The organism is Leucobacter aridicollis (genome assembly GCF_013409595.1).
Lineage (GTDB): Bacteria > Actinomycetota > Actinomycetes > Actinomycetales > Microbacteriaceae > Leucobacter > Leucobacter aridicollis.
Genome location: NZ_JACCBD010000001.1, coordinates 3,300,050 through 3,311,872, shown reverse-complemented (window position 1 = coordinate 3,311,872; position 11,823 = coordinate 3,300,050). Strand labels below are relative to the sequence as shown.

The 11,823-nt window shown below is 61.4% G+C and carries 11 protein-coding genes; 10 read left to right on the top strand and 1 reads right to left on the bottom strand.

The window, feature by feature from the left end; all coding sequences use genetic code 11:
* Positions 1-18: 18 nt before the first annotated feature.
* Entirely contained in the window at positions 19-756 is a 738-nt protein-coding gene (locus tag BJ960_RS15245) for a GntR family transcriptional regulator (protein ID WP_185987911.1), read from the bottom strand.
* Between the two features lie 160 nt (positions 757-916).
* On the opposite strand from BJ960_RS15245, the gene BJ960_RS15240 reads away from it, so the two are divergent.
* From BJ960_RS15240 to BJ960_RS15195, 10 genes are all read left to right on the top strand, one after another.
* A complete protein-coding gene (locus tag BJ960_RS15240) occupies positions 917-1,954 on the top strand; it encodes an Ldh family oxidoreductase (RefSeq protein WP_185987910.1) in 1,038 nt (345 codons plus the stop codon).
* Positions 1,955-2,010: 56 nt separating this feature from the next.
* On the top strand, positions 2,011-3,021 hold the full coding sequence (locus BJ960_RS15235; RefSeq protein WP_185987909.1) for a DctP family TRAP transporter solute-binding subunit: 1,011 nt from the start codon (positions 2,011-2,013) through the stop codon (positions 3,019-3,021).
* Entirely contained in the window at positions 3,018-3,581 is a 564-nt protein-coding gene (locus BJ960_RS15230; RefSeq protein ID WP_185987908.1) for a TRAP transporter small permease, read from the top strand. The genes BJ960_RS15235 and BJ960_RS15230 overlap by 4 nt, the downstream gene beginning before the upstream one ends.
* Positions 3,578-4,858, top strand: a complete 1,281-nt coding sequence (locus BJ960_RS15225) for a TRAP transporter large permease (protein WP_185987907.1) — start codon at positions 3,578-3,580, stop codon at positions 4,856-4,858. The genes BJ960_RS15230 and BJ960_RS15225 overlap by 4 nt, the downstream gene beginning before the upstream one ends.
* Before the next feature lie 65 nt (positions 4,859-4,923).
* On the top strand, positions 4,924-6,237 hold the full coding sequence (locus BJ960_RS15220) for an enolase C-terminal domain-like protein (RefSeq protein WP_185987906.1): 1,314 nt from the start codon (positions 4,924-4,926) through the stop codon (positions 6,235-6,237).
* A gap of 202 nt (positions 6,238-6,439) precedes the next feature.
* Positions 6,440-7,297: a fumarylacetoacetate hydrolase family protein gene (locus BJ960_RS15215; RefSeq protein WP_185987905.1), complete on the top strand. Its 858-nt coding sequence runs from the start codon at positions 6,440-6,442 to the stop codon at positions 7,295-7,297.
* Positions 7,297-8,052 carry an SDR family NAD(P)-dependent oxidoreductase gene (locus BJ960_RS15210; protein WP_185987904.1) on the top strand — a complete coding sequence of 252 codons (756 nt, stop codon included), beginning with the start codon at positions 7,297-7,299 and terminating at the stop codon, positions 8,050-8,052. The genes BJ960_RS15215 and BJ960_RS15210 overlap by 1 nt, the downstream gene beginning before the upstream one ends.
* Before the next feature lie 84 nt (positions 8,053-8,136).
* Complete coding sequence (locus BJ960_RS15205; RefSeq protein ID WP_185987903.1) at positions 8,137-9,300, top strand: fumarylacetoacetate hydrolase family protein; 1,164 nt, start codon at positions 8,137-8,139, stop codon at positions 9,298-9,300.
* Positions 9,301-9,503: 203 nt separating this feature from the next.
* The gene (locus BJ960_RS15200) at positions 9,504-10,865 is read left to right on the top strand and encodes an ABC transporter substrate-binding protein (protein ID WP_185987902.1); all 1,362 of its coding nucleotides are present in this window, start codon (positions 9,504-9,506) and stop codon (positions 10,863-10,865) included.
* Positions 10,866-11,813 (top strand): carbohydrate ABC transporter permease, encoded by a 948-nt coding sequence (locus BJ960_RS15195; RefSeq protein ID WP_237463842.1) that lies wholly within the window; start codon positions 10,866-10,868, stop codon positions 11,811-11,813. It abuts the gene before it with no gap.
* Positions 11,814-11,823 lie beyond the last annotated feature (10 nt).

Sequence of the window (11,823 nt, the reverse complement as noted above, 5' to 3'; positions counted from 1 at the left end):
TACATCCGGCGGCTGGCTTTAGCCCGTCAAGCGTGCTCGGTGCGCCGGTCGATCAGGGTGAAGCCCTGGAAGCCGAGGTGGACCGTCCGTCGACTTGTGGCCGCGTTCGAACCGGAGATATGCCGCCGTGAGGTGGTCCCGCATGGCTTGCTCTGCGGCTTCCTGATCGTGGGCTTTGATCGCGTTGAGCACGGCACGATGCTCGGCGACAGTGTAACTGCCGTTGTAGTCGTTGGGGAACATTCGGAACGCGTGCAGGTGACAGTGGCGCTGTGAGTAGGCAGCGTGGAGAACCTCGTTGTCAGCGGCGGCAAAGATCGCATCATGAAACCGGATGTCGTGATCCATCAGGTCATATCTGACATCCGCCTTTGCTGCGATGAGTTCGGTAAGTTCGTCGAGCTCACGTTCAAGTGTGAGCGTCGGGTTGCTCAGGCGATCCTGTGCGGCGGCTTTTGTCGCCCATGGTTCAACGAGCAAACGGAACTCGAACAGCTCCCGGAGCTCACGTTGATTCAGCAGGGGAGTCGAACGATACCCGCGACCCGGTTCTTGCACGACGAGGTTGTCCCCTTGAAGGTGGCGAAGCGCTTCACGGATCGGCGTGGGTGAGGTGCCAACCTCCCTGGCCAGGCCATCGATACTGAGCCTGGTGTCGGGGGGAATCTCGTTGCGCAAGATCTTCGATCGAATCCGCTCGTACACTGTCGCAGCCCCGGCCGCTTCTTCGGGCGATGTGCTCGCTTGTTCCAGCACGGCCCCTCCTTTGGTTCCAGAACTCAGTCGTCGTGAATGCAGACTATCGACCCGTTGCGCGAAAGGACACGCCGTGGATCGGAGTAGGTAGGTTTGCCGAATTCGCGAAAAGAATATAGCATTTCGCTCAATCCTATATTTCTTCAACGGTGAGGTAGAGATGTTCCGCTTCAATGGCGATGCAATGATCGAGTTTGGTGCCAGCGCACTCCGCTCCGTGGGAATCGCTCACGCCGACGCGGTGCTAACTGCCCGGAGCCTGGTGGAAGCTGATTGCCGAGGAACGCACTCGCATGGCCTGCTCCGGTTGCCCCTCTACGTTTCAGCAGTTGAGCGGGGCGGAATCAACACCCGGCCGGCAATACGTTGGGTCTCCGAGCAGGGTGCGACGGCGCTTCTTGAAGCTGACGCTGCTCTCGGACAAGTCGCCATGCAGCAGGCGACGGAACGCGTAATCGACCTGGCTGCGGCTCACGGTGTTGCGGCCGTTGCTGTACAGGGCGGCAGTCACTACGGAGCCGGATCGTTCTGGGCTGATCAGGTCGTGGATGCAGGGATGCTCGCCATCGTCACCTCCACCACCGGCCCGGTAGTCGCGCCGTTTGGAGGGGGAGACAAAGTCTTTGGCACGAACCCGATCACCCTTGCGGCACCAGGCGAAGCGGAAGACAGACTTGTCGCTGACCTCGCGACAAGCACCGGTGCCTACGGGAAAGTCATCGCGGCGCGCAACGCAGGCGAGTCGATCCCCGCGGGTTGGGCGGTGGATCCGAATGGTTCGCCCACAACCGATCCTGTGGCTGCGATGGCCGGCGCGCTGACGCCGTTCGGCGGGCACAAGGGGTCTGCTATCTCCGCAGCAGTCGAAGCGTTCTCGGCAATCCTGGGGGCCGGAACCTTTGCGTTCGAAACTGAGGACATTTGGTCGAACCCAGCCTCCCGAATGAACATCGGCCAGCTCATCTTGGCGATCGACCCCAGCTTCTTCTCGGGCCGTGAGCACGCTCGGAATCGAACCTCTGAATTGCTGGGAGCCATCAGGCGATCGGCTCCGGGAGGCGACGTGCTCGCCCCCGGAGATCCTGAGCGGGAACGTGCTCGCGAGAACGGGATGACCGTCCCGCTGTCCGAAAGCGTGGTCGACGATCTCCGAGAGCTCGGAAAGAGACTCGACATCGAACTGCCCAACCCCCTGTAAATCACTCACGTTGTCATCCGCGCGCACGGTGCGCGCACGTTCGAAGGAGAACCGGAATGAATACCCAGAAGACTCGCCTCGTTGGGATCGCTGCGCTCGGCGCCGCGGCCGCGCTCGCACTTGCTGGTTGCAGTGGCGCCCCCGCGTCAAACGGTGCTGGAGGCGACGGCGACGTCACGCTCCGGCTAGCCCATGTGTACGAGGCAGCCCACCCTGTCGAAACCTGTGGCGTGAAGACCCTGCAGGACGAACTGGACGGCAGCGGGATCACGGTGAAGAGTTTCCCCGCAGCACAGCTTGGTAGCGAAGCCGAAGCCCTCGAGCAAGTTGCGACGGGGGCGCTCGATATCGCTGTTGCCGGCTCTTCGTTCCTGGGCACCTGGTACGAGCCAGCTGCGGTATTCGACGCTGCCTACCTTTTTGACGACGTCGAGCACTTCAACAGCACGTTGAACAGCGACCTGATGGCAGGCGTATTCGACGAACTTGCGTCCCAGAGTGGACTACGCGTGCAGTCTGGCTGGTACTACGGCACGCGCCACGTGACCGCGAACAAGGAGATCTCCTCGCCGGCCGACATGAAGGGCTTGAAAATTCGTACTCCGGATGCACCGATGTACTTGAAGAACACCGAAGTCATGGGCGGAACGGCGACGCCTATGGCACTGAGCGAGGTGTATCTCGGGCTACAGCAAGGGGTGATTGAGGCGCAGGAGAATCCGTTGCCGACAATCGCTACCGCGAAGCTCAACGAAGTCCAGAAGGTCGTCAATCTCACCGGGCACATGGTTCAGGGCGTGTTCCTCACGACTCAGGAATCACTCGGGAACCGGTTGAGCGCAGAGCAGAATGCAAGTTTCACGGCTGCGCTTGAGTCTGCAGCTGCGGCAGTCCAGGAGTGTGTCGAGACCCAGGAATCTGAGATCATCGCGACGTGGTCGTCGGACGGGTCGATTGCCATCAACGACGCCGTGAAGCGAGATGAGTTTGCAAAGGCCGCAGTTTCCGAGTTTTCGAAGAACCCGGTTTGGGGCGAGCTGTACTCTGACATTCGGGCCGGCAAGTGAGTGAGGCACTTGTTACGGTCCCGCCGGACGAGCTAGACGAACTCGAACGTTCAAGCCGGGTAGTTCGGTGGCTTGTTGGTGCCGAACGCGCCCTCTCGAGCCTTGCGCTCGTCGCTACATTCTCGTTGGTTCTGCTGCAGGTCGTGAGCCGTTACGTATTCCATAGCCCCTTGACCTGGACAGAAGAGCTCGCACGATTCTCCCTGGTGTGGCTTGCGTTCCTAGGGGCAGGTTTTGTTATGGCACGTCGCCAGCACATCGCGGTGGATATCCTCGCGAAGGCACTCGGCAAGGTCGGAGAACGGATTGTGAACGGCATTGCCATCGTGGTCGTACTGATCGTCTCAGGAGTTCTCGCGGTGGCGGGCGCACAGTTCGCTGTGCTTGCGAGCGCGATCAAAGCGCCCGCCACACAGCTTCCCATGAGCGTGGTCTACGGTGCAGCCGCAGTCGGGTTTGCGTTGATTTTTATTCACGGTGTGCTCAATTCCGGATTTGACATGGCGCAAGCCCGCAAACGGAGCACAGTGGCTGCAGGGCCGGAAGGAGTGAGCGAGTGACCCTCGTAATCATGTTGGGCGGCCTGCTCGTGCTGCTAGCGTTCCGGGTACCTGTGGCAATCTCGCTGCTGGCGCCGGCACTGATATATGTTTGGCTTGAACCCACTGCAAACTTCTCCATTGCAGTCCAGCAGATCACCTCAGGTGTGAACGACTTCGCCCTGCTCGCGGTGCCACTGTTCATTCTGCTTGGAAATCTTGCAAACGAGTCAGGTATTTCCGATCGCCTTTACAACGCGGGTGTAGCGTTCCTCGGGCATATTCGCGGGAGCTTGGGCTATGTGAATGTGGCCACGAGTTTCGGCTTCTCCTGGATGAGCGGCGCGGCGATCGCCGATGCGGCCGCAATGGGCAAGGTTCAGGTGCCGGCAATGATCAAGCGCGGTTACAGTCAAGAATTCAGTCTTGGAGTTACAGCGGCCTCGTCATTGATCGCCCCGATGATTCCGCCGAGTATTCCAGCGATTATTTACGCAGTCACGGCTGGCGTTTCCGTCGGTGCGCTTTTCATGGCTGGCCTTGTACCCGCATTGGTGCTGATTGCCGCTCTATGTGGTCTCGTCTGGTTCCTTACCCGAAAGGATGAATCCCTCCGGCTGCCGAAAGCGAGCTGGAAGGAGCGCGGCCGAACCGCCCTTGGCGCGCTGCCGGCGGCCGGCGCAGGAGTCATCATTCTCGGTGGAATCCTGTCGGGGATCTTCACACCAACCGAGGCCTCGGGCATTGGTGTGCTGTATATCTTCGTTCTCTCGCTCTGCTACCGCGCACTAAGCCCCCGAAAGATCTGGCGGATGTTGCTCTCGTCTGTTGAGACGGCGGGGTCAGTCCTGTTGATTGTCGCCGCCGCGGCTCTGTTTGGCTGGGTACTTGCGAGGGAGCAGGCGCCTCAGATCGCAGCAGACTTCATTCTGAACTTCACGGATAGCCCGTGGGTCTTCCTGTTGCTCGTCAATGTATTGCTGCTCATCGTCGGATGTGTTCTCGAACCGACAGCAGCGATTCTCATTCTCGTGCCGGTTCTCGGTCCTGTCGCTGAGGCCTTTGGGATAAGTCCCGTGCAGTTTGGGGTCATGGTGATCTTCAACCTGGTTATTGGCCTGATCACGCCTCCGGTGGGGCTCGTCTTGTTCGTGCTCTCGAGCGTGACAGGTGCACCGGTAGCAACAGTCATCCGTGGGGTCTTGCCATTCTTCATTCCGATGCTCATCACCCTGGTCCTCATTACCTTGGTCCCCGCGTTAAGCCTCTGGTTGCCAGGGCTCTTGGGTTTTGTCTAGTTATTCCTCACTAGAGAGCCGGGCCCCCGGCCCGGCTCTCTATCCCTTCTGCAGAGAGGTCTCTAATGCCTGTTATTACTTCGGTGCGTAGCTACGACGTGCGCTTTCCTACTTCGCTTGAGCTTGATGGCTCCGACGCGGTCAATGTTGATCCTGATTATTCGGCCGCGTATGCGGTGCTTGAGGCAGACAATGGTGAGCGCGGGTACGGTCTCGTGTTTACTGCCGGTCGTGGCAACGAGATTGTTGCGAAAGCGATTGAGAGTTACGGGGCCCGGCTTGTGGGGCTTGAGCTTGATGAGTTGGTGAGTGATTTGGGGGCCGCGGCGAAGCGGCTCGTGCATGACTCGCAGTTGCGGTGGCTTGGCCCGGAGAAGGGCGTCTCGCAGATGGCTGCTGGCGCGGTGATCAACACGTTGTGGGATGTGCGGGCGAGGCGTGAGGGGAAGCCGTTGTGGCGGCTGCTTGCGGAGATGAGTCCCGAGGAGATTGTTTCGGCGATCGATTTCACGCACATTCAGAACGCGTTGACGCCCGAGGAGGCGCTCGAGATTCTGCGTGCGGGTGAGGTCGGGAAGGCTGAGCGGTTGGCGGAGCTTGCCGCGAATGGGCATCCCGCGTACACGACGACGCCTGGCTGGCTCGGGTATTCCGACGAGAAGCTTGTGCGGTTGTCGAAGGAGGCCGTTGCTGCCGGGTACGACATGATCAAGTTGAAGGTTGGGACGAGCCTGGAGGACGACGTGCGGCGGATGCGGCTCGCGCGTGAGGCCGTGGGGCCAGAGATTCGGATCTCGATTGATGCGAATCAGCGGTGGGAGGTCGATGAGGCGATCGCGTGGACGAACGCGCTTGCCGAGTTTGATCCGTTCTGGATTGAGGAGCCCACGAGCACTGATGACGTGTTGGGGCATGCTGATATTCGTCGGGGTGTGGCGCCGATCAAGGTGGCGACGGGTGAGGCGGTGATGAACCGGATCATCTTTAAGCAGATGTTGCAGGCTGGGTCGCTTGACGTGTTGCAGTTGGATTCGACGCGGGTTGCTGGCGTGAATGAGAATCTCGCGATTCTGGTGATGGCGAAGAAGTTTGGTGTGCCGGTGTGTCCGCATGCTGGTGGTGTGGGGCTGTGTGAGTTGGTGCAGCATTATTCGTTCTTTGACTATGCGGCGCTCACGGGGGAGATTGGGTGGAAGCGGGTTGAGTTTGTGGATCATCTGCATGAGCATTTTGTTGAGCCGGCGCGGGTGGTGAACGGGAGTTATGTTGCTCCGGTGTTGCCGGGGACGGGTGCTGAGATGGTTGCGCAGTCGCGTGATCGGTGGGTGTTCCCTGATGGTGCTGGGTGGGTGGAGTTGCGGGCTGCCGGCCGCATCTAACCCCAACGGGAACAACGCCGTCCGGACGAAAGCTTCTTGCTAGTTCGTTCGAATCAGTAGCACCCCGGCTCCCAGGGCGCTCACAAAGATCCCACCTTGACTTGAGGCGAGGCGGCTAACCTGGCGACAAATCGGAGACTCCGCCACAAAAAGGCGCTAGTGTGTAACCAAACATCCCACCTTTGCGAGAAACGAGTGTTCAATGAAGTTCGCCCAGCTTGGTCCCATTGGGGCTGAAATACCCGCCCTCGTGACCGACTCGGCCACGTACGATCTGCGCGCAGTCACCGCGAAGATCGACGGCGCATTCCTCGAATCGGGGATCGCCGAAGCGCAGCGTCTGCTCGACGCCGGCGAGCTGCCCGTGCTCGATGGCGCCGCCGAGATGCGCATCGGTTCCCCGATCGCACGTCCGTCGGCGCTCGTGTGCGTCGGCATGAACTACGCCGCGCACGCGGCCGAGTCGGGTTCGGCGCCGCCCGAGAACATGGTCATCTTCAACAAGCTGCCGAACACCGTGGTTGGGCCGAACGATGTCGTCGTCATTCCGAAGGGGAGCGTTAAGACCGACTGGGAGGTCGAGCTCGGCATCGTCATCGGGAAGCGCGCGAGCTACATCGAGTCGCTCGAAGCGGCAGAGGACTACATCGCGGGCTACGTCGTCGTGAACGACCTGTCCGAGCGCACTTGGCAGATCGAGCTGTCGGGCGGCCAGTGGGGCAAGGGCAAGTCCGCCCCCGGGTTCTCGCCGACCGGCCCGTGGCTCGTTACCCGCGACGAGATCGACGCGCAGAACGTGCGACTGCGCAGCAGCGTGAACGGTGAGACGCGGCAGGACTCGACCACCGCCGACATGATCTTCAGCATCGCGCACATCGTGCACGAGCTCAGCCAGTACATGGTGCTCGAGCCCGGCGATCTCGTGCTCACCGGTACACCCGAGGGCGTCGCGCTCTCGGGCCGCTTCCCCTACCTCGCGGCGGGTGACGTGGTCGAGGTGTCGATCGACGGCCTCGGTGGCCAGCGCCAGGAGTACGTCGCGTACGAGGAGGCGAACTGATGAGCGGAGAGTTTGACGGACTTGTCGCGATCGTCACGGGTGGGGCTTCCGGGATCGGCGCGGCGATCGTCGACAGGTTTCGCGCCGGCGGCGCCGAGGCGGTCGTGTTTGACCTGAACACCGAGAACGTACCCGACGGCGTGTTCGCCGTGCGTGTCGACATCGCCGACACCGACAGCGTGAACGCCGGCATTCAGGCTGTGGCGGAGCGCTTTGGCCGCATCGATATCGTCGTCAACAACGCCGGCGTCGGTGCACAGGGCACCATCGAGACGAACGACGACGCCGAGTGGCAGCGGGTGCTCAACATCAACGTGCTCGGGCTCGTGCGAGTGTCACGCGCCGCGCTGCCGTGGCTCCGCAAGTCGCCGGCAGCCGCGATCGTGAACACTGCGTCGATCGCCGTAACCGCCGGGCTTCCCGAGCGCGCGCTGTACGGTGCATCCAAGGGGGCCGTGTACTCGCTCACGCTGCAGATGGCGGCCGACCATCTCCGGGAGGGCATCCGGGTGAACTGCGTGAATCCAGGCACGGCAAACACGCCGTGGGTGCAGCGCCTGCTCGACTCGGCGCCGGATCCCGTGGCGGAGCGCGCGGCGCTCGAGGCGCGCCAGCCGCACCTGCGGCTCGTCCAGCCGGAGGAGGTCGCAGCAGCGGTCGCATACCTGGCGAGCCCGCTTGCCGGGTCAACGACGGGTACCGCACTCGCTGTCGATGGCGGTATGGACGGACTCCGGCTGCGGCCCACGGCGTAGCAGCTGACTTCTACGAATGGGCCGTCGCCCTCCTGCAGCGCGCGGGGGAGCGGCGGCCCTATTGCAAGATTTGAAAGGACAAAGATGTTGAAGCCGATTGATGTTCTCCCCGCCGATGCGTCGGAGGCGACACTCATCGCTCGAGTGTGGGACCCGGCCGTTCGTGCTGGACGAGTTGCGGTGGTTCGAGGAGACGAACTCGTTGACCTGAGTCGCAGCATCGCCACAGTATCTGACCTTCTTGACGAGGCCGATCCGGTCGCTCGGGTGAGAAGCGCCGAAGCGACACGCACGTGGCCGCTCGACGAAGTGCTCGAGGCAAGCTTTGCCGGCGATGTGGACCGCCCCTACCTGCTGGCGCCGCTGGACCTGCAGGTCGTAAAAGCGTGTGGCGTCACCTTCGTTGACTCGATGGTGGAGCGTGTGATCGAAGAGCGGTGTGGCGGGGATCCATCCGCAGCTGCGGCCGTGCGCGCAGAGGTCTCCGCCGCAATTGGCGGTGATCTCGCCTCGCTCCAGCCAGGCTCACCGGCGGCTCAGGAAGCGAAGCGGGTGCTGCAGGAGCGTGGCTTCTGGTCGCAGTATCTTGAGGTGGGAATCGGCCCAGACCCGGAGGTGTTCTCGAAGGCGCCTGTGCTCGCATCCGTCGGCGTTGGTGCAGGCATTGGTGTGCCTGACTTCTCTGCCTGGAACAACCCAGAGCCAGAGCTTGTGCTGTCGGTGAATTCGCGCGGCGAAATTCGTGGCGTGACGCTCGGCAATGACGTGAACCTGCGCGACGTCGAAGGGCGGAGCGCGCTGCTGCTCGGCAAAGCAAAAGACAACAATGCCTCAAGCGCGGTTGGGCCGTTTCTTCGGCTATTTGACGAGCGGTTCACTCTGGACTCTGTGCGCGGCGAGGACATCGAACTCAGAGTCGACGGGGCAGATGGCTATGTGATGATGGGGGTGAATTCGGTCTCGCGAATCAGCCGACCATTCGAAGATCTCGTCGCCGCAACGTATGGCGAGCATCACCAGTACCCGGATGGTTTCGTGCTGTTCACCGGCACGCTGTTTGCGCCGACTGAGGACCGTGGGGAGCGGGGTCTCGGGTTTACCCATCACTATGGCGACAACGTGACGATTCGGAGCCCACACCTCGGGGCTCTGCACAACACCGTCCGCGAGATGTCCGAACTGCCACGGTGGTCAGTCGGGCTCCGCGAGTTCATGGCGGGGCAGCAGCGGATTGCCGCGGAGCAGTAGCTGGATGGGCAGTTATTGAACTGCCACCAAATAGAGTGAGCGTGGCTTGGGGACAGCGTAGATGTCCCGGGCCACGCTCTTTTGGTACCCGGTTAGGGTACATGCTGCGTCGGCGCTTGTGCTTAAGGTCACACGTATGATGTAATAACTTTATTCCGACCGGAACATTAGTCGTCAACGACGTCGACCAGCAAAGGACCGACATGCCAAAGCAAACACTCTCCCGTCGTACTCCGTTCCTCGCTGTTGGGGGTGTGCTGCTCGCCGGGGCACTCGCTCTGACTGGCTGTGCCTCCGGCGCCAGTGGCGGCGCGGAGGAGTCGGAGTTCGGTTTCGCGGCAGCGGAGCAGGTCGCAGATAGCCCGATCACCGTGTGGGTCGATGCATCGCGCGAACCCGCGATCGCCGCATTCCGCGAGGCGCACCCCGACATCCCTGTCGAGTATGAGGTGTACGACGGGAACGCCGGCGGCTCCGGGACATTCCAAACGAAGGTCGCGCTCATGGATCAGTCGGGCGAGGGCTGGCCGGATGTGGTGTTCTCCTCGCAGCAGAACGATGCCATCTGGGCGTCGCAGGAGACGAACGGCGTGCAGCCATACGCGGCCCCGCTGAACAGGGGGCTTCTGTCTGACGAGTTCCTTGCCGGGTTTGCCGCAGGGTCGCTTGACTACGGCACCGTCGACGGAACGGTCTATGGTCTTCGCAACGACCTCGCCCAGGTCGTGACGTACTACAACCAGGACCTGCTCGACCAGTTCGGTTACGAGGTTCCCACAACCTGGGAGGAGTACGGCGAGCTCGGTGACAAGCTGGCGAAGGAGCACCCGGGGTACATCCTCGGTAGCCTCGGCGATGCGTTCATGACCTACGTCTACTACGGTGGCACCGAGTCGCCCGTATTCCAGGCTGACGGGACGGAGTTCTCTGCAGACACGTCCGACCCGAACGCGCAGAAGATCACGAAGATTCTCGATGGGATGCTCGAGAACGGCACGATAGTTCAGGACAGTTTCTTTAGTGCGACGTTCGCCGACAAGTACGCCGACAAGATTGTCGCTCTTCCTGGGCCGGTCTGGTACACCGGGGCGATCTTCCAGGGTGCGCTTGAGGTCCCCGCGGGCGAGATCGGAGTGGCAGCACCGCTGAAGTGGGAAGACGGCGATGTCGCTACGGGCAACGTCGGCGGTGGAATCTGGTACGCATCGAGCCACAGCAAGAACCTCGCCGCCGTCCGCGAGTTCCTCACCTTTGTCACGAGCGCGCCAGAGTTCCAGGTTGAGGCTTCTGCCGCCTACCCCGCCTACACTTCGGCAGCGGAGGGGTGGCTCGCAAAGCTTGAGGAGACCGGGTACTTCGTCAACGGAGACTTCAAGGAGGTCATGACCTCTGCGGCCGACTCGATCTGGTCAGGCTGGTCGGTGACGAAGTGGAGCCCCGAAACAGCTTGGGCGACCGTCGTCATCCCCGGCATTGCAGAGGGTAAGACAATCGAGTCACTGCTTCCCGCGTGGGAAGAGAAGTTGAAGAACGAAGCCACGGTCAACGGGTACACGGTGAAGTAATTGTCTGAAACCCGCACCATTCTGCTCGCCGACGCGGCCCGCAACGGGTCGCGTCGGCGGCGAATGCCAAAACAGCGCACATCGTTGCGGCACCGCGAAGCACGGTTCGGCCAGTTCTTCATCAGCGGCTACACCCTGCTGCTGCTCGCGTTCGGCATTATTCCCGCGTTGTATGCGCTGTACCTCTCGTTTACGCGAAACGGCGCGTTCGTAGGGTTTGAGAATTTCACTCGGATCTTCGCAGACTATCGATTCTGGCCGGCCGCAACACATGTAGCCGTCTACATCCTGTTCTGGCTTATCAGCCTGATCGTCGTTGTCGTGGCGTTGGCGCTCATCGTGCATGCGATCCGAGTGCGATGGATCTCAGCAAGTGCCCGCTTCCTGTATTACATTCCGGGAGCCATTGCGGGGGCATCAAGTGTGATGCTGTGGCTGTTTCTCCTCGACCCGACCGTGAGCCCGGTTGCGGGTCTGCTTCGTGGATTCGGACTGGACACACTCGTGCGCACCGTTTCGATCGATAACCTGCCGGTCATCTTTACGATTATCGCGTTCTGGACCGGTGCAGGCTCCTGGATCGTCATCATGTACGGCGCGCTCAATAACATCGACACCGAGGTCATGGAAGCTGCTCGAATCGATGGGGCAAACGCGGTACAGACCGCGTGGCACATCCAGCTCCCGATGATGACGAAATGGATCTCGTACATGGGAGTGATGAGCCTTGCTGCAGGCACGCAGCTCTTCGTTGAGCCGCGAATCCTCTCGCAGGCAACGCGCGGTGTGGTGCCGGAAGACTACTCGCTGAACCAGCTGGCGTACCTCTACGCGTTCAGACAGAACGACTTCTCGGGATCAGCAGCGATCTCGATCGTGCTTCTCGCGATTGCGCTGATCCTCTCGTCAATCTTCATCTTCCGCGGAAAGTTGTTTGAAAGTGACTAGCCAGAACGCC